Here is an 18,494-nt window from a genome sequence, read left to right as displayed (position 1 = left end):
AGATCTCCTCGCCACAAGGAGGTGTTCGATACATCATCCACTTAGACAATCGGCCACAAAAATAGCCCCGTTCATCCCCATAGAGCATGGCTTTTATGTGTGTTTATTAATGATTCTCGATAACATGCGCGCCGTGATGAACAAATGACTCAAAGGCGGGCGACGTGTTGAAGAAAACCCTGTTCCAGTTGCACTGGTTTTTCGGCATCAGTGCCGGGCTGGTCCTGGCGTTGATGGGCGTTACCGGGGCGATGGTGTCGTTCCAGGATGAAATCCTGCGAGCCTTGAATCCGCAGGTACTGACGGTCGAGAAGCAACCGGCCGGTGTCCTGCCGCCCGCCGAACTGGTGGAACAGATCGAGGCCGTCACCGGCAAGACCGTCGCCATGCTCTGGGTCGAGACTGACAGCGGCAACGCCGCGCGGGTGATCTTCGCGGCACCGCCTGGGGAAAAGCGCGGGCCAATGCGCTATTTCAATCCGTACAACGCTCAGTTCATGGGTGATGTGGTGGGCCAGGATTTCTTCGGCCTGCTGCTCAGGCTGCACCGCGTCCTGACCCTGGATGACGTGGGCCGGCAAATCACCGGTGCCTGCACGTTGATCCTGGTGTTTTTCTGCCTGTCCGGGCTGTACTTGCGTTGGCCGCGCCAATGGAAAAGCTGGCGCGCCTGGCTGACCCTCGACTGGGGGAAAAAAGGCCGTAGCTTCAATTGGGACCTGCACTCGGTGGCGGGTACCTGGTGCTTGCTGTTCTACCTGCTGGCGGCACTGACCGGGCTGACCTGGTCCTACGAGTGGTACAACAAAGGCGTGACCCGCCTGCTCTCCGATTCCCCCAAAGAGGAGCGGGTGCGCAATCGCGGCCCGGCGCCAAGCGGCCCACTGCCCGTGGCCGATTACCGGGCGATGTGGAGCAGCATCTACAGCGCCGCCGGCCCGGGTTTGTCCGCCTATAACGTGCGCATGCCGCCCGTGGCCGGGCAGCCGGCCACCGTGTTCTACTTGCTGAAAAACTCGCCCCATGACCGGGCACTGAACCAGCTCACCCTCGACCCGACCACCGGCGTTGTCAGCCGACACAGCCGCTACAGCGACAAGAGCCTCAAGGCGCAATTGCTGACCAGTGTCTATGCCCTGCATGTCGGCAGTTACTTCGGCCTGGTCGGGCGGATCCTGGTGACCGTCGCCGCGCTGACCATGCCGCTGTTCTTCATCACCGGCTGGTTGTTGTACCTGGACCGTCGCCGCAAGAAACGCCAAGTCCGGCAAGCCCGCCAGGCACTCATCGCGCCCCCGGACCATGCACCGGCCTGGCTGATCGGCTTCGCCAGCCAAAGCGGTTTCGCCGAGCGCCTGGCCTGGCAGACCGCCGGCCAACTCCAGGCGGCCGGCCTGCCGGTGAAGGTCCAGCCGCTGGCTGATGTTCGTGAGCAGGACTTGAACGACACCACCCACGCGCTGTTTGTCGTCAGCACTTTTGGCGACGGCGAAGGGCCGGACAGTGCCCGCGGTTTCGAACGCAAGGTGCTGGGCCAGGCCTTGAGCCTGGAGCGCCTGCAATATTCGGTGCTGGGCCTGGGCGACCGGCAATATGAACACTTCTGTGGTTTCGCCCGACGCCTGCACGCCTGGCTGGCGGAACACGGCGGCAAGACCCTGTTCGCGCCGGTGGAAGTCGACAGCGGCGACCCTTACGCCCTGCGCCACTGGCAACAACAACTGGCCGAACTGACCGGCCAGGCGCCAGTGGACACCTGGCAGGCACCCAGCTTCGAAAACTGGACCCTCAGCCAACGCACCCTGCTCAACCCCGCCAGCAGCGGCTCGGGCGTGTACCTGCTGGGCCTCACCGCCCCCGGCCCGAGCAGTTGGCTGGCCGGTGACCTGGTGGAAATCCTGCCGCGCAATGACCTGTGGGCCATCGAGCATTTCCTCGACGGGCTCGGCCTCTCCGGCCACGCACGCGTGCAAGTCGATGGCCTGGCCCAGAGCCTCGTTCAGGCGCTGGCGACCCGCCAACTGCCGGAGAACCGCTCCCATCTGGTTGGCCTGCATGCCCAGGCACTGGTGGATGCGTTGGCGCCGCTGGCAATGCGCGAGTATTCCATCGCCTCGATCCCGGCCGACGGAGTGCTGGAGCTGATCGTACGCCAGGAGCGCCATGCCGACGGCAGCCTGGGCGTCGGTTCCGGCTGGCTGACCGAACACGCACCGCTGGGCAGCGCCATCAGCCTGCGGCTGCGTCGCAACAGTAGCTTCCATCTGCCGGCCCACGGCGTGCCGATGATCCTGCTGGGCAACGGCACCGGCCTGGCCGGCCTGCGCAGCCTGCTCAAGGCCCGCGTCGCCGAGGGCATGCAACGCAACTGGTTGCTGTTCGGCGAACGCAACCGCGAACACGACTTCCACTGCCGCGACGAACTGCAGGAATGGGTGACTTCCGGCGACCTGGAACGCCTGGACCTGGCGTTCTCCCGGGATCAGCAACAGAAAATCTACGTCCAGGATCGCCTGCTGGAATCGGCCGCACTGCTCAAGCAATGGCTGGCCGACGGTGCGGTGATCTATGTCTGCGGCAGCTTGCAGGGCATGGCGTCAGGGGTGGATCACGTGCTCAACATGGTGCTGGGGCGCGAGGAAGTGGAGCGGCTGATCGAGCAGGGGCGGTATCGGCGGGATGTCTACTGACCGCCCCTCATCCACAGCCACACACCATCCCCTGTGGGAGCGAGCCTGCTCGCGATAGCGGAGTATCAGACAGCCTATGTGTCGGCTGACAAACCGCATCGCGAGCAGGCTCGCTCCCACAGAAGATAACTACAGCCAATCATCAAACCGGCTGCAACTTCTTCTCGAACACCGCCACGCCTTCCAAGTCCCGCAACACCACGCTCATCTCCCCGCTCTGCCCGTCGATGTTCACTTCGCCAAAGAACTGATACCCGGCGAACGGCGAGGTGTTCTGGGCCGGTGGGGCTTTCTGGAACACCACCTCGGGGCCGAAGGTCTTGTCCAGGGCATTGGGCCCGAAGCTGCCAGCGTTCAATGGCCCGGCGACGAATTCCCAGAACGGTTCGAAATCCTGGAACGCGGCTTGTTCGGGGTGGTAGTGGTGAGCGGCGCAATAGTGGACATCGGCGGTGAGCCAGACGTAGTTGCGCACTTGATGCTTACGCAGGTAGCCGAGCAATTCGGCGATTTCCAGCTCACGCCCCTGGGCCGCGCCCGGGTCACCGTTGGCGACCGCTTCCCAGCGCGGCACGCCGGGGCTGACCTCGCCATCCGGCACGCCCAGGCCGATGGGCATGTCGGCGGCGATGACTTTCCACTGGGCACGGGAGTGCTTCAATTCGCGCTTGAGCCAATTCAATTGCTCACGCCCCAGGAACGGTTTGGCCGCGCCGAGGTTGGCGTCATTGGCTCCGCGGTAACTGCGCATGTCCAGCACGAACACATCCAGCAGCGGCCCGTAACCGAGCTTGCGGTAGATGCGCCCACCGCCGTCGGCCTTCTGCCGGCGCATCGGTGCGTATTCCAGCCAGGCCTGTCGCGCCCGGCCGACGAGGCTGTGGATATCCTTGGTCTGGTAGCGCTCGTCCAGTTGCTTGCCCGGCGACCAGTTGTTGACCACTTCATGGTCGTCCCACTGCCAGATCTGTGGCACTTCGGCGTTGAAGCGGCGCACGTTTTCGTCCATCAAGTTGTAGCGATAGTTGCCGCGATATTCATCCAGGGTCTCGGCGACCTTGCTCTTGGCTGCGGTGGTGAGGTTGCGCCAGACGCGTCCACCCTCGGTGGTGATCTGCGCCGGCACCGGGCCGTCGGCATAAATGGTGTCGCCGCTGTGGATAAAAAAGTCCGGCAGGCGCAGGCGCATGGCTTCGTAGATGCGCATGCCGCCGATGTCCGGGTTGATCCCGAAACCCTGGCCGACGGTATCACCGCTCCAGACAAAGCGGATGTTGCGCTTGAACTGCGGCACGCTGCGCAGGTGGCCAAGCCAGGGCTCGCTGGCGACGCCGCTCTGGGCGTCTTCGAAATGCACGCGGTAGAAAATCGCCTGGTCGGGCGGCAGGCCGGTGAGTTCGACCCGGGCGGTGAAATCGCTGCGCGAGTCGGCCAGTGGCGAGACGAAGCGGCGGGGATTGCTGAATTTGCTGCGGGTGTCCCACTCCACCACCATCCGCGCCGGGCGGTCGCTGCGGCTCCAGATCATCGCCCGGTCGCCCTGCAAGTCGCCCGACTGCACCCCCTCGGTGAGCACCGGCCGATCCTTGACCGAAGCCATCACCGCCGGCGCCAACCCCGGCAACAACAATCCCGCCCCCACGGCTTGCATCACACGGCGACGGCCCAGGTCGAATTCGCTCATGGTGTTCTCCCTTGAAATGGGAAAACTTAAGCATGGCTCTGTGAAATGGCTGTGACAGGAATTTTATAACCACCCCAAAACCACTGTGGGAGCGAGCCTGCTCGCGATTGCAGAGTGTCAGGCAACCCATTTGTCGACTGACACACCGCTATCGCGAGCAGGCTCGCTCCCACAGGGAATTTCATTGCTCAAATAAAAGTGATCAAGCCTTCGCCGGCTCCAACGCCATCTCCACCACCTCAGGCCGCTTGAGCAGCGCATACGCCACTCCCGTCAGCAGGCTCCCCGCCACGATCGCCAGCAAATACAACAGCGCATGGTTGATGGCGTTGGGGATCAGCATCACGAACAGGCCGCCGTGGGGGGCCATGAGCTTGCAGCCGAAGTACATCGACAGCGCACCGGTCAGCGCGCCGCCGGCGATGCTGGCCGGGATCACCCGCAGCGGGTCCTTGGCGGCGAACGGAATCGCCCCTTCGGAGATGAAGCACAGCCCCAGCACCAGCGCCGCTTTACCGGCCTCGCGCTCGGTCTGGGCGAATTTACGCCGGGCGATGAAGGTGGCGATGCCCAGGCCAATCGGCGGCACCATGCCGGCGGCCATGGTCGCGGCCATCGGCGCATAACTCTGCGACGCCAGCAGCCCGACCGAAAACGCATAGGCGGCCTTGTTGATCGGCCCGCCGAGGTCGACGCACATCATCGCTCCCAACAGCACGCCCAGCAGAATCGCATTGGTGGTACCCATGCTGTCGAGGAAATGGGTCAGCCCTTCGAGCATGCCCGCCACCGGTTTGCCGACGATGTAGATCATCACCAGGCCGGTGATCAGGCTCGCCAATAGTGGGATGATCAGAATCGGCTTGAGCGCTTCCAGGCTCTGGGGCAGGCGCGCGTAGCGGTTGATCGCCTTCGCCACGTAACCGGCCAGGAAACCGGCGATGATCCCGCCAATGAAACCGGCGCCCAAGGTGCTCGCGAGCAGCCCGCCGATCATGCCCGGCGCCAGGCCCGGGCGGTCGGCGATGGAATAGGCGATGTAGCCGGCCAACAATGGCACCATCAATTTGAACGCGGTGTCGCCGCCGATCTGCATCAGCGCGGCCGCCAGCGTGCCGGGCTCCTTGAAGGCGGTGATGCCGAACACGAACGACAAGGCGATCAACAGACCACCGGCCACCACCATCGGCAGCATGAACGACACACCCGTCAGCAGGTGCTTGTAGACGCCGGTCTTCTCCGACTTGGCCGGGGCACTGGCGCTGCTCGACGCACTTTCCTGGCGACCTTCGACCAACGCCTTGTTCAGCGTCGCTTCGGCCTGTTTCAAGGCAATGCCCGTGCTGCAGCGGTAGATTTTCTTGCCGGCAAAACGCTCGGTGGCGACTTCGATGTCGGTCGCCAGCAGCACCACGTCCGCCTCGGCGATGGCCTCGGGGCTCAGCGGGTTGCGTGCGCCCACCGAACCCTGGGTTTCCACTTGCAGGTCGTAGCCCAGCTTCTTCGCTGCCTGCTGCAATGCCTCGGCGGCCATGAAGGTATGGGCAACGCCTGTCGGGCAGGCGGTGATAGCGACCAGGCGTGGCGCGCGTTCGCTCGACACCGTTGGCACCTGCTTCACGACATCCGAGGCGAGAAAGACCTTGGCCTCTTCGGCGCCGCGCCGCAGCACCGAATCGACGTCTTGCAGGGCCTGGGCCGGCGTGCTGCGGAACAGACGCTTGCCGACGAAACGCGACATATCCACCGGGCCGCTGGCAACCAGCAAGACCCATTCGGCCGCTTCGAGAGTCGCGGCCGATAACTGGCGTTCCGGATGGGCGGCGTCATGGACTTCGACACTGGTGCTCCAACCCTGGCGCTGAGCCGCGGCGTCCAGCAGGCGGGCGCACAACACACTGGTGACCATGCCGTTGGGGCAGGCCGTCACAATGGCTAGTTTCATTCTTGCGAACCCTCTTATTGTTCTGTCAGGGGGCGCACGCGCACGCCCTGTTCAAGCGACGCCAGCAACGCGGTGTCGTGGATGCCAAAACCGATCTGCGTGACCGCCATGGCGGCGATGGCCGTGGCGGTGCGCAGTGTCTGTTCCGGGGTGTCGGCGCTGAGCAGGCCATGCAGCATGCCCGCCAACAGCGAATCCCCGGCGCCCACGGTACTGGCAACACTGACCTTGGGCGGCGAGGCATGCAGCGCCGCGCCGACACTGAACCAGTTCACGCCATCGGCACCGTGGGAAATCACCACATGCTCGACGCCCTGGGCATGCAGGCGCTGTGCCGCTTGCGCCTGGGCCATTTCGCTCACCACCTCGCAACCCAACGCGTCGGCCAGTTCCTCGGTGTTCGGCTTGATCAGCCACGGCCCCGCCGCCAGGGCGACGCGCAAGGCTTCGCCACTGGTGTCGAGGGCCACGTTCAGGCCGAGTGTTTTCAAGCGAGTGATCAAGGCCTGCAACCATTGCGGGCTGACGCCCCGAGGCAAGCTGCCCGCTACCACGACCACGTCATGGCCGGGGGCGATCTGCTCCAGCCGCGTCAGCAAGGCCTGTTGTGCGGCTTCATCGACCACCGGGCCGGGCCCGTTGAGGTCAGTGATGCGCCCGTCCTGCTCGGCCAACTTGATATTGCTGCGGGTTTCGCCGGGGACCCGGATAAAGGCGTCGACGAAACCGCGCTGGGTGAACAGCGTCTCGAACACCTGGGCATTGTCTTCGCCCAGAAAACCACTGACCGTCAGCGTATGACCGAGATCGGCCAGCACCTGGGCCACGTTCACGCCCTTGCCGGCGGCGTGGGCGTGCATGGCGTCGCTGCGGTTGACCTGGCCCGGCTCCAGGCGCGCCAACTCCACCGTGAGGTCGAGCGCCGGGTTGAGGGTCAGGGTAAGAATCTTCGCCATTACAGCGCCTCCACTAATGCGCGCACATCATCGGCGCTGCCCACGGCCAAGGCCTCTTGGGCCAAGGTTTGTACTTGCGCCAGGCTCAATTCGCGTACGCGCGCCTTGACCTCGGCAATGCTGCGGGCCGAAACACTCAACTCGTCCACGCCCAGGCCCACCAGCACCGGCACCGCCAGCGGATCGGCCGCCAGTTCGCCACACACACCCACCCATTTGCCATGGGCATGTGCAGCGCGCACGGTGATGTCGATCAATTGCAACACGGCCGGGTGCAAGCCGTCGGCCTGGGCCGAAAGCGTCGGATGACCGCGGTCGATCGCCAGGGTGTATTGCGTCAGGTCGTTGGTGCCGACGCTGAAGAAGTCGACTTCCTTGGCCAGCACCGGTGCTAGCAGCGCGGCGGACGGTACTTCGATCATGATTCCCAGTTGCAGGTCTGCCACGGGGATTTCCAGGCGCAGGCGCTCGGTCATGGCCCGGGCCTGGCGCCACTCATCGACGCTGCCCACCATCGGGAACATGATCCGCAGCGGACGGTTGTCCGCCGAGCGCAACAAGGCACGCAATTGTGCTTCCATGACCTGCGGACGCTGCAGCGTCAGGCGAATGCCACGCACACCGAGGAACGGGTTTTCTTCTTTCGCGATCGGCCAGTACGGCAGCGGCTTGTCGCCGCCCACGTCGAGGGTGCGCACCACCAGCGGCCGCCCGGCCAGGCCATCGAGGACCTTGCGGTACTCGGCTTCCTGGGTCGCTTCGTCGGGCGCCTGGGTGTGGGCCATGAAGATCAGTTCGGTGCGCAACAGGCCAATACCTTCGGCGCCCTGCTCCACCGCGCTGGCGACACCGGCGCTTTCGCCAATGTTGGCGAACACTTCCACGGCATGACCGTCACGGGTCAGCGCCGGTTGGTGGCGCTGCTCGGCGGCGATCTTGAGGCGCTGTTCGCGGGTGTCGCGCTCTTCCCTGGCTCGCTGCAAAGTGGCGGCGTCAGGGTCCACGTGCAAGCGACCGCGCTGGCCATCCAGCAGCAAGGACGTGCCCGGCGCCAGCAACAACACCGCCGCACCGGCGCCCACCAGCGCCGGAATGCCCAGGGCCCGGGCGACGATGGCGCTGTGGGCGGTGGCGCCGCCACGGGCGGTGAGAATCCCCGCCACACGCGTCGGGTCCAGGCGGGCCACGTCGGATGGGCCGACTTCGTCCATCACCAGGATGTAGGGTTGATCCGGCTCGTTCGGGGTTTCGACGCCGCACAGTTGCGCCAGCACACGACGGCCGACATCGCGCAGGTCAGCGGCGCGTTCGGCCAGCAAGGCATCCTGCAAGGCCTCCTGCTCTTTCGCGGCGGCTTCGATCACGCCCATCCATGCCGCTTGCGCACTCTCACCCAGCTTCAAGCGGGTGTCGACTTCGTCGGTCAGTTCCGGGTCGTCGAGCATTTCCTGGTGAGTGATGAAGATCTCGCGGATGGCCTTGGCCTTGGCGCGTTCGATCAGGCCTTGGATGTCACGGCGTACCTGGTTCAAGGCGTTTTGCAGGCGCTCGCGCTCGATGGCTGCCGATTCACCGCGCAACGGATAGTCGATAGCCTGCAAGACCTGGATGTGCGCCGGGCCGATGGCGATGCCCGGGGCGGCGGCGACGGCCTGGATCAGGCTGCCGGGCTCGGGGGCCAACATGACGGTCGCGACTTCGGCCATCACGGTTTCCCGTGGCGCACTGGGCGGCGGCAGCGGTTCGACGTCTTCGCCAAGGCCTTCTTCGATGGCCGCCAGCAGTGCCGGCAACGCATCGGCGGCAATGCTCGGCTCGGCGATGAACTCCAGGACCTGGCCGCGACGGGCGCCCAGGCTCAACAGTTTGCTCAGGCTCTTGGCCGACACGGCGCTGTCCTGACCGTCGACAATGCGCACGCGGATCTCGCCTTCGAAGCTTTTCGCCAACTGGGCAAGAATTTTCGCCGGACGGGCATGCAAGCCGTGAGCATTGGCCAGGCCGATACGCGCGCTGGGCCAATCGGCGGGCAATTCGCCGCCGAGCACTTCCAGTACCTTGCGGCTGCTGGTGGCGCGGCCCAGTTCGTGGCCGCGACCTTCAATCAGCAAGGCGCAGAGCCGTTCCAGCAAGGCCTGGTGGGCCTCGCCGAGGCTGGCGAGGCAGAACAGACCGCTCAAAGGTTGCCCCAGGTAACGGATCGGTTTGTCCGGGGTGACGAAGGCCAGGCCCGGGCGCTTGACCGTCTGCTCGCTGTGCAGCCACCACAAGCCATCGCCCAGGGGCAGCGCATCGACTTGCTGCAACACCCCGGCAAAGCCGTTGCTCACGCAGTCGGCCTGGCGCAGCAGGCGGGCGCCGCGCCATACCAGCTCTTCAAAATCGTCAGCCGACACACCGAGGCCGATCATCTGGGCATCCAGGGCCAGTTCCTGTGGCGCGCCTTGCAACAGTTTCAACAAGGCTTCGGCGGAACCGGCACGGCGCAGGGCCTGGCCCAGGTCAGTCTCGCCAAGGGCGCGGGTCAGCAGTTGCAGCAGGCGCAAGTGCTCGTCGGACTTGGCCGCGATGCCGATGGCCAGGTAGACGATCTGACCATCGCCCCAATCCACGCCCTCGGGGAATTGCAACAGACGCACGCCGGTGGAATAGACCAGGTCGCGGGTTTGCGGAGTGCCGTGGGGGATGGCAATACCTTGGCCAAGAAAGGTCGAGCCCTGGGCTTCGCGGGCCTGCAAGCCGGCGAGGTAACCTTCGGCTACCAGGCCATCGGCCACCAGTTTGTCAGCGAGCAATTGCAGTGCAGCGTCTTTATCCACAGCCGTCTGAGCCATGGATATCTGCTCTAGAGTGAGCTCGAGCATGCTTTCTCCTTTTTGGCGTCCGGGTTGGCGCCAGGTATTGTTTTGAATGAATCAGCTTAGCGTTACAGGACGGCTTTTGGCGGTATCGCGGCAGCACCGCCAAAAATCCTGCTAGCCTTGAAAATACGCTTGCTGAAACGTTTAATCTAGAAAGATTGGCACGTTACTCGATAATCTCTCATCGTTGAAGTGCAACTTGTCGTAAGCGCTTGGACGGTGATCACCCTCTTGAATCGGGTAGGATGGCTCTTATCGTCAGGGCTAACTCGAAAAAACAAGGAAAACCGGGTTGAAACTCAGTGATATTGCCCAACTGGCCGGTGTGTCCGTAACCACCGCCAGCTACGTCATCAACGGCAAGGCCGAACAGCAACGCATCAGCAGCGCCACCGTCGAACGGGTGCGGGCGGTGGTCCAGGAACACGGCTTCACGCCCAATCCCCAGGCCGCCGGGCTGCGCAGCCGGCATACGCGCACCCTGGGTTTCATCCTGCCCGACCTGGAAAACCCCAGTTACGCACGCATCGCCAAGTTGTTGGAACAAGGCGCACGGGCACGGGGTTACCAGTTGCTGATCGCCAGCTCCGACGACGCGCCCGACAGTGAACGGCAACTGTTGCAGTTGTTCCGCGCCCGGCGCTGCGACGCGCTGATCGTCGCCAGTTGCCTGCCGGCCGGAGACGACAGTTACCTGCAATTGCAGGCCAAGGGCATTCCCATCATCGCCATCGACCGGGTGATGGACCCGGCGCGGTTCTGCTCGGTGATCAGCGACGACCGCCAGGCCAGCCTGCACCTGACGCGCAGCCTGCTGGAGACCCACCCTCGGCAAATCGCCTTGATCAGCGCCCGTCCCGAATTGAGCATCAGCCAGGAACGGGCCGCCGGTTTTCGCGAAGCCCTGGCCGGGTTCGAGGGCCAGGTGCTGATCGAGCACGGCGAGTCGTTCAGCCGTGAATGCGGCCGCCAGTTGATGGATGAAATGCTCACGCGCCTGGGGCATCTGCCCGACGCGCTGATCACGACGTCCTACGTGCTGCTGCAAGGGGTGTTCGACGCCCTGCACGATTTCCCGCTCAAGTCGCGGCCGTTGCGCCTGGGTACGTTTGGCGACACGCAGTTGCTGGATTTCCTGCCGCTGCCGGTCAATGCCATGTCCCAGCAGCATCAGCTGATCGCTGACAAAGCCCTGGAGCTGGCGCTGGCGGCCATCGAAAACGATGACTACCAGCCAGGCGTGCAGGCCATCGCACGGACGTTCAAGCAGCGTATTCACCAGGGCTGAAGACTCTTCAGGATTGATGCATGGAGTTGATCGACACCCACACCCACCTGGACTTTCCGGACTTCGATGCGGACCGCCCGGCGCTGCTGGCCGAAAGCCGAGCCCTGGGGGTGCGGCAAATGGTGGTACTGGGCGTGTATCGGGACAACTGGCGGCGGGTCTGGGACCTCGTGCAAAGCGACCCCGACCTGCACGCCGCCCTGGGCCTGCACCCGGTGTACCTTGATCAGCATCGCCACGAAGACTTGGCGCAATTGCGCGAGTGGCTGACCCGCCTGGCCGGGCATCGGCAGCTGTGTGCAGTGGGGGAAATCGGCCTCGATTACTACATCGAGACCCTCGACCGTGAGCGCCAGCAAGCGTTGTTCGAGGCGCAACTGCAACTGGCGGCGGAGTTCGAACTGCCGGCGCTGATCCATGTGCGCCGTAGCCATGCCGCCGTGACTGCCACCCTCAAGCGCATTGGTCTCAAGCGCGGGGGAATCATCCATGCCTTCGCCGGCAGTTTTGAGGAGGCCCGCGAGTACATCAAGCTCGGCTACAAGCTCGGCCTCGGTGGCGCCGCCACCTGGCCCCAGGCCCTGCGCATGCATCGGGTGCTGGCGAAATTGCCGCTGGAAGCGGTGGTGCTGGAAACCGATTCACCGGACATGGCTCCGGCGATGTTCCCCGGTCAGCGCAACAGCCCGGCGCATTTGCCGGCGATTTGCGAGGCGCTGGCAGGGATCATGGCGGTGAGCCCGGAACGACTGGCCGAGGCCAGCACGGCCAACGCCCGCGAACTGTTCAACTGGTGACTGCCCCCTGTGGGAGCGAGCCTGCTCGCGATTGCAGTGTGCCAGACAATATATTTGTCGACTCATACACCGCTATCGCGAGCAGGCTCGCTCCCACACTGGTTCGGCAGTGAACATCATTGTGTAGCTAAACCCTGAATGCATTGATCAGTTGTTTGAGCTGCACCACCTGGGCGGACAGCTCACGGCTGGCGTTTTCGGTCTGGTGGGCGCCTTCGGCGGTACGTTCGCCAGCGCGGTTGATTTCGACAATGTTCTGGTCGATGTCATGGGCCACGGCCGTTTGCTGCTCCACAGCGGCGGCGATCTGCTGGTTCTGGTCGACGATCATGCCGACCGCACCCAGGATGTTTTCCAGGGCCTGCTGGACCTTTTCCGACTGACTGACAGTGCCGCTGGCCATCTCATGGCTGGAGCCCATGGCCTTGACGGCGGCGCCGACACCGCCGTGCAGGCGGGTGATCATCGCTTCGATTTCTTCGGTCGATTGCTGGGTGCGCTTGGCCAGGGTCCGCACTTCATCGGCCACCACCGCAAAACCGCGCCCCTGCTCACCGGCCCGGGCCGCCTCGATGGCGGCATTGAGCGCCAGCAGGTTGGTCTGCTCGGCGATGCTCTTGATCACATCCAGCACGCGGCTGATGGCCTGGCTGTCGGTCGCCAGTTGATTGATCACCTGTACCGACTGATCGATCTCGCTGGCCAGGCGGGCGATGCTGCCCTGCTGGGATTCCACCAGCCCACGCCCGCTGAGGGTTTCATCGTTCACGCTGTGGGCGCTGCTGACCGCAGCGGCGGCACTGCGGGCTACCTCCTGGGCCGTGGCCGACATCTGGTTCATCGCCGTGGCCACCAGTTCGATCTGGCTGCGCTGACCGGCGACGGCCTGGTTGCTTCGGGCCGATACCGTTTCCACTTGCCCGGCCTGACGTTCGACTTCCGCGACGGTGCGGCCGACCTGTTCGATCAGGTCATGGATCTTCGCCACCGTACCATTGAACACCTCACCCAACTCGCCCAGCTCATCCTTGCTGCGAGCCACGAAATTGACCGTCATGTCCCCTGCCGCCACCTTGTCCATCATCTGGCCCAAGTGCTGGAGGGTGGTGCGGGTCGATGCGTAGAAGCCGGCGTACAGGTAAAAAATCAACAGGAACACCAGCACCAGTGCCACGGCTTGCAGCACCATGTGACTGCGGTTCTGCTCCAGGCGCTGCTGCAACTGCACGCCGAGAAATTCCTGGGTCGCTTCGTTCAGCCGATACGTCTGCGCCATCAGGCCGCTGACCTGCTCAAAGAATGCCGGCCAAGGTGCATCGAGGGTGTCGGCCATCACCACCTGCTCCTCGATCAGTTCCGAGGCTTTCTTGAGGCTGCTCTTGCTGCCGTCGGCCTGGACGGCCAGGGCCTGCCCGGCGGCCTTGCTGGAAGCGAGGGCGTCCTGCAGTTTCAAATCATATTCGCCCTGAAGCTTTTCGATCTGCGCCAGCAACTCGTCGAAACGGGTGCTCGATGCCGAATTGAGAAACCCCAGCCCCAATGAGGATGCCCCCAGTGCCCGCCCCTCTCCGAGGATCTGGGTGACCTTGGGGGTCGTGCCGATGATCAACTCGCTGAGCTGACGGATGTCGCTCTGGTTGTCGCGGCTGAGCCCCGCCTGGCTGGCGATGATCTGGCTGAACATCTGGGCGCTGTTGAGCAACTTGCCGATCAGCGCACTTTTGCTCTGCAGGGAGCTTTCGGCCTGCTGGGCCTTGAAAGCGCCGATCATCTCGTCGCGCTTGGCCTCGAAGGCGCTGACCTGCTCCGGCTCGATGGCCATGGCGGTCATGCCTTGCAGGCGTGCGAGAACCTGTTGCTCCAGGCTGCCGATCTTCGCTTCCACATCACCGGCCTTGCCGGACTGGCCCAGGCTGGCGTTGATCTGTACCAGGTTGTTGAGGGTTTCCAGGTCCCGACGCAAAGTCAGGCTGCTGCCTAGCAAATCGAGGCTTTGCAGCTCCACTTGTGTGCCCTGGAATTCCCGATAGGAATCGCGCACCAGAAAGAAGTTGGTCACCAGCATGGGAAGCAGGAACAGCACGCTGATCAGGCTGAACTTCATGCCGAAGCTCAGGCGGTTCATCAGCGCGACGGCGGGCCAGAGCAAACTCTTCACAAGGAAGTCTCCCGGTAGTGTTCTTATTGTTATGAGCTCGCGCACGGAGACAGCAGAAAGCCACTATTCGGGCGCTGTCCCTGTATAGCCTAAATCGGCGGGGAGATTTGTAACTTAAGGTTAACGAGGCCCATCACCCGTTCCCTGTGGCGAGGGGATTTATCCCCGTTGGGCTGCGGAGCAGCCCCATAGATCTCAGGCTTTAGAGTGATAGGGGCCGCTTCGCGCCCCAACGGGGATAAATCCCCTCGCCACAAGGAAATGTGTTGGTGTTCTCAGGCCAACACCGTCCACAACGCAAACCCGGCATACCAGAGCACCGCCGCACGCAGCAGCAACTCCCAGAGGCGGTCCAGGCTGTTGATGCCGTCCGGTCCGGCGACGGGCTTGGGGATCTCGCCAGCCACCAGGCCGACTTTATCGATGAGTTCGGCGGCGCTGATGTTCCAGTTCAACAGCTCATGCAGCATGACCCGGCTGACCGCGACGAAATTGCCCACCAGGGCGAAGCTTGCCGCCAGCAACCGCACCGGCACCCAATCGAAGGCATGGCGCATTTGCGTGGCCCGCTCGGCCACGCCGGGGTTCTGGCTGTGCTCGGCAGCCAAGGCCAGCAATCGATAACTCAGGGCCGCCACCGGGCCGAGCAGGAAGTACCAGAAAATCACCGCGAAAAAGCTCTGGTAGGCCTGCCACAACAAATGCCCTTGGACCCGCTCCAGCAACTGCTCGCCATCATCGGCTTCGATGTCCAGGTCGCGCTTGGCCACATGAGCCGCCGCTTGCAGGTCTTCCCGGCGCCACGCGTCGCGAAACGGTCCCAGGTCCGCCAGTAGATCACCGCGCCCCAGGCTGTAAATCACCACCAGCAAATGCACCGGCAGCGCCAGCAGGCCATAGGCTACCGGTTCCAGCACCCACAGCAGCAACGCCAGCAGCGCCACGGGCAGCAGGACCATCACCGTCAGCACCAACCAGGGTCGGTCGACCCAACGTGGGCTCGCCTCGAGCTTGTTCAGCTCGTGCAGCCAACCGCCGTCGCGCTGGACCCGCTGGCGCAAGGCCGAGAACTTCTCGATCCAGACGGCCAGCAGCAACACCAGAAAACTCATTGTCCTTCCCCTTCTGTCAGGGCCGCGCGATAGCGCGCCCAGTCGAATGCCGGTCCTGGATCGGTCTTGCGCCCCGGGGCGATGTCGCTGTGCCCGCAGATACGCTGCACAGTGATCGCCCTGAACGCCGCTTGCAACTGCCGGGTCAGGTCCACCAATGCGGCATATTGCGCGTCGGTGAACGGCAGATCATCGGTGCCCTCAAGCTCGATGCCCAGGGAAAAATCGTTACAGGTCTCACGTCCCTCGAAACACGAGACGCCCGCATGCCATGCGCGATCCAGACAAGAGACAAACTGGGTCACGGTGCCGTCACGCTCGATCAGAAAATGCGCAGAGACGCGCAGGTCGGCGATACCGGCAAAGTAGGGATGTTCCGTGACATCCAGACGATTCTGGAAGAATTCCTGCACCTTGCCCGTGGCGAACTGTGCCGGTGGCAGGCTGATGTTGTGGATCACCAGCAGGGAGATTTCGCCTTCGGGGCGCGCATTGAAGTTGGGCGATGGGCAATGACGCACCCCCTCGCACCAACCGCTCGCGGAGTCCAACTGCATACAGGTTCCTTCGATGACGACGGTGAATGCCGCCAGTATGCCGTGATCGGACCGGGCTGCGCGATCACTTGCCGCGATTGAGCTGGCGCAGATTGCCCAGCACCGACTCCAGCGCGCGGTCGAACAACAGGGTGTCGTCCAACAACCGCGCCGCGCCCCGGCGAAACTCCAGGGCCAGGCTGGTGCGGCTGTGCTCCAGCACCTTGAGGCCAGTGCGATTGACGAAGACGTATTTGCCGGTGGCCTCGATGATCGCCGCCAACTTGCAACGCAAGGTGTTGTCATCGTCCTCCTGGAACTCGACCCAGCTCCCCAGGTGCAACTGGTCGACCTGCAGCAGGCCGACATCATCCGCCGGCAAATGCACCGCCACGTTCTCTCCCGCCGATTTTTGCGGGGGGCGCAGGACGATTCTGTCCCGCACCTCGACCATGGCCGGCGAATCGAACGGCTGGGCCTGTTCCGTTGCCTGGCCCGTACGTTCGAGGGCCTGCACATGCAGGACTTCCAGCTCACTGAAAAACTCGCTGGTGGCGAACGGGTCGAACGCCGAACGGCTCAGGCCTTCACGCAGGGCCTTGAGCAGCTCCGGCACCATCGCCAGCAAACGCAGGCCGGCATCAGGTTCGTCGTGAGGCTGGACGCTCCAGATCAATTGCTCCAGGGTCAGGACGTCGGCCTGCCACTCGGCGGAATACTTGCCGTGCTTGAAACAGGTCAGCAACAACACCTGGCTCCAGGCGTGTTGCACGAACTCCACCACCGCTTGCGGCAAGACTTTGCCCAGCATCACCTGGTTCAGCGCCCCTTCGACTCGCTGGCGTGCCAGTTCGGCCTTGGCCCGGCCCTCTTCGGCATCGCGGATACGCTGTTCGAGCAGTTCACTGCGGCGCCGCTCGTCACTGGTGAAGGCCAGGAAGTCGGCCAGCAACTCGGAGAAAATGGCCGGGTCATCGACGAAATCATTCAGCAAGCGCTGCACCACCTGCTCGATGCGCAGGTACAGACTGTCGCGCTGATGATCGTCGCAATCGCCCCAGCCCATGGCTGCAGCCGCGATTTCGTTAAGCAGCCGCCGGGCCGGATGATTGCCGCGGCTGAAGAAGCTCTTGTCCTGCACCGCGACCTTGAGCATCGGAATTTGCAGGCGGCCGATCAGGGCCTTGAAGGAGTCCGGCAAGTTGTGATCGTCGAGGATGAACTCGAACATCATCGAGATCAGATTGATCACGTCTTCATCGGCGCCTTCGACCACCCGGGACTTGCCACTCCTGACGCTGACCCGGGTCAACAGCTGTTCGAGCTGGCTACGCAAGTCGAATTCGTCGTGAACGGTAGGCGCCGGTACGTATTGCTGCAAATGAGAGAGCAGCCGCAGCAGGTCACGCGTGGAGATCGGCTGGGGCGGTACACTGGGCTCCAGGGTCGGCGCCACGCTGCCACGCACTTGCATCAACAGTTTCTGCAAGGCGGCGAACACTTCCTGGACGCTGTCATCGACCTCGCCATCGCTGGGCTTGGCAGCGATCTCGGCGTTGGGCCTTGGCTGATCCTCGGAGCGATCCGACGCGCGCCGCGCCGGCGTAACCTTGAGCTCCGGCAAGATGCCAGTGGCGGCCAGCAGCTGGTTGGCCTCGGTATAGAGCTGGTCGCACTCGCTGAGCACATAACGTTCGAACAGCTTGAGCAGGATCAGCTTGACCTTGATGCCCACCCCCAGGTTGCGTCCGGCCTGCAGGAACTTCTCGCACAGCAGTGCCGGGCTCAGGGGATTGTGCTGGTTGGACAGCGGTCGGGCCAGCAGCACACCGAGTCGGGCCGTCAGTTGTTCCAGCGCCACGCCATCGCGCCTGAGCACCCGAGTGACCATCGCCTCGACCGCCAGCTGCCGCTCCAGCTCGTCCTGGGAGCGCTGGGTCTGGCTGTCCGGCGCCAGGCTGGGCGTCAAGGTGACGTGGGTCAGGTCGTACTGGGCAAGGCTGACGAAGGTCTCGAAAAACTGCTCGATAAATTCCCGCTCGATACTTTTGCGCTTCAGGCGCAGGTCGCGCATGGCCTCGAAGTACAGGTTCTGCTCGACGTCGTCGCGCGCGCGGTCGGCCATTTCAAACAAGGTGTCGTCGGCGTTATCGAACAGCCCTTGCAAGCCCAGGCGCAGCTGCTGGGCAGCCTTGTCGCGAACCTGCAGCAGAATCACAGGCAGGCGGGCGAGCGGCGAACGATTCGCCTCATCGGTAGACACCTTGTGCAAAGGCACTACATTCCCGTCGTTGTGCATCCTGGCCTCCTGAAACGGCTTTCTTCGGTTCGCAACGTCAAAGTCATGACGTCAATCGAAAGGCGGATTATCGGGTAAAAGAACCCCGTCGTACCAGTAGACTCTGTGATCCAGCTCGAAATACGGCGCAATTAGTGACCGGCGAAAAGAGGAAATGTTGCGAGGACG

10 protein-coding genes and 2 pseudogenes are annotated in these 18,494 nt (G+C 63.6%); 3 read left to right on the top strand and 9 right to left on the bottom strand.

All coding sequences use genetic code 11. The features are described 5' to 3' along the window. Positions 1–164 precede the first annotated feature (164 nt). Entirely contained in the window at positions 165–2,690 is a 2,526-nt protein-coding gene (locus DTP52_RS11645) for a sulfite reductase flavoprotein subunit alpha (RefSeq protein ID WP_109753507.1), read from the top strand. Positions 2,691–2,832: 142 nt separating this feature from the next. Here DTP52_RS11645 and DTP52_RS11640 read toward each other — a convergent pair whose 3' ends face one another. From DTP52_RS11640 to ptsP, 4 genes are all read right to left on the bottom strand, one after another. Then, complete coding sequence (locus DTP52_RS11640; RefSeq protein WP_109753506.1) at positions 2,833–4,374, bottom strand: alkaline phosphatase; 1,542 nt, start codon at positions 4,372–4,374, stop codon at positions 2,833–2,835. A 202-nt stretch (positions 4,375–4,576) separates the two neighbouring features. Then, positions 4,577–6,319: a PTS fructose-like transporter subunit IIB gene (locus DTP52_RS11630; protein ID WP_109753505.1), complete on the bottom strand. Its 1,743-nt coding sequence runs from the start codon at positions 6,317–6,319 to the stop codon at positions 4,577–4,579. A 14-nt stretch (positions 6,320–6,333) separates the two neighbouring features. Then, the gene (gene pfkB / locus DTP52_RS11625; RefSeq protein WP_109753504.1) at positions 6,334–7,275 is read right to left on the bottom strand and encodes a 1-phosphofructokinase; all 942 of its coding nucleotides are present in this window, start codon (positions 7,273–7,275) and stop codon (positions 6,334–6,336) included. Then, positions 7,275–10,139, bottom strand: coding sequence for a phosphoenolpyruvate--protein phosphotransferase (gene ptsP, locus DTP52_RS11620; RefSeq protein WP_109753503.1), 2,865 nt, complete (start codon positions 10,137–10,139; stop codon positions 7,275–7,277). The genes pfkB and ptsP overlap by 1 nt, the downstream gene beginning before the upstream one ends. Before the next feature lie 289 nt (positions 10,140–10,428). Here ptsP and cra point away from each other — a divergent pair, with 289 nt between their 5' ends. Both cra and DTP52_RS11610 read left to right on the top strand, forming a co-directional pair. Further along, the gene (cra, locus tag DTP52_RS11615) at positions 10,429–11,424 is read left to right on the top strand and encodes a catabolite repressor/activator (RefSeq protein ID WP_109753502.1); all 996 of its coding nucleotides are present in this window, start codon (positions 10,429–10,431) and stop codon (positions 11,422–11,424) included. Positions 11,425–11,444: 20 nt separating this feature from the next. Beyond that, a complete protein-coding gene (locus tag DTP52_RS11610) occupies positions 11,445–12,221 on the top strand; it encodes a TatD family hydrolase (protein ID WP_109753501.1) in 777 nt (258 codons plus the stop codon). Positions 12,222–12,348: 127 nt separating this feature from the next. Here the strand turns inward: DTP52_RS11610 and DTP52_RS31605 are convergent. The 5 genes and pseudogenes from DTP52_RS31605 to DTP52_RS11590 form a co-directional block, all read right to left on the bottom strand. Then, positions 12,349–12,921, bottom strand: a pseudogene (locus tag DTP52_RS31605) (methyl-accepting chemotaxis protein); the annotation flags it as partial. A 285-nt stretch (positions 12,922–13,206) separates the two neighbouring features. Next, positions 13,207–13,410 (bottom strand): annotated as a pseudogene (locus DTP52_RS31600) (HAMP domain-containing protein); the annotation flags it as partial. A 1,244-nt stretch (positions 13,411–14,654) separates the two neighbouring features. After that, positions 14,655–15,491, bottom strand: coding sequence for a regulatory signaling modulator protein AmpE (gene ampE / locus DTP52_RS11600; RefSeq protein ID WP_109753499.1), 837 nt, complete (start codon positions 15,489–15,491; stop codon positions 14,655–14,657). After that, positions 15,488–16,048: a 1,6-anhydro-N-acetylmuramyl-L-alanine amidase AmpD gene (ampD, locus tag DTP52_RS11595; RefSeq protein ID WP_109753498.1), complete on the bottom strand. Its 561-nt coding sequence runs from the start codon at positions 16,046–16,048 to the stop codon at positions 15,488–15,490. Before ampD ends, ampE begins: the two co-directional genes overlap by 4 nt. 64 nt (positions 16,049–16,112) lie before the next feature. After that, complete coding sequence (locus tag DTP52_RS11590; RefSeq protein ID WP_109753497.1) at positions 16,113–18,326, bottom strand: DUF1631 domain-containing protein; 2,214 nt, start codon at positions 18,324–18,326, stop codon at positions 16,113–16,115. Between the last annotated feature and the right edge of the window lie 168 nt (positions 18,327–18,494).

The organism is Pseudomonas sp. 43mfcvi1.1, assembly GCF_900115935.1.
Taxonomy (GTDB): Bacteria; Pseudomonadota; Gammaproteobacteria; order Pseudomonadales; family Pseudomonadaceae; genus Aquipseudomonas; species Aquipseudomonas bijieensis.
Note: the sequence above shows the minus strand (reverse complement) of the source record. Positions and strands in the feature narration are given on the sequence as shown.

Coding starts and splice junctions, on each gene's coding strand:
- DTP52_RS11610 (WP_109753501.1), top strand. CDS start 11,445: ATGGAGTTGATCGACACCCACACCCACCTGGACTTTCCGGACTTCGAT.
- DTP52_RS11590 (WP_109753497.1), bottom strand. CDS start 18,326: ATGCACAACGACGGGAATGTAGTGCCTTTGCACAAGGTGTCTACCGAT.
- ampE (WP_109753499.1), bottom strand. CDS start 15,491: ATGAGTTTTCTGGTGTTGCTGCTGGCCGTCTGGATCGAGAAGTTCTCG.
- DTP52_RS11640 (WP_109753506.1), bottom strand. CDS start 4,374: ATGAGCGAATTCGACCTGGGCCGTCGCCGTGTGATGCAAGCCGTGGGG.
- ampD (WP_109753498.1), bottom strand. CDS start 16,048: ATGCAGTTGGACTCCGCGAGCGGTTGGTGCGAGGGGGTGCGTCATTGC.
- pfkB (WP_109753504.1), bottom strand. CDS start 7,275: ATGGCGAAGATTCTTACCCTGACCCTCAACCCGGCGCTCGACCTCACG.
- DTP52_RS11630 (WP_109753505.1), bottom strand. CDS start 6,319: ATGAAACTAGCCATTGTGACGGCCTGCCCCAACGGCATGGTCACCAGT.
- ptsP (WP_109753503.1), bottom strand. CDS start 10,139: ATGCTCGAGCTCACTCTAGAGCAGATATCCATGGCTCAGACGGCTGTG.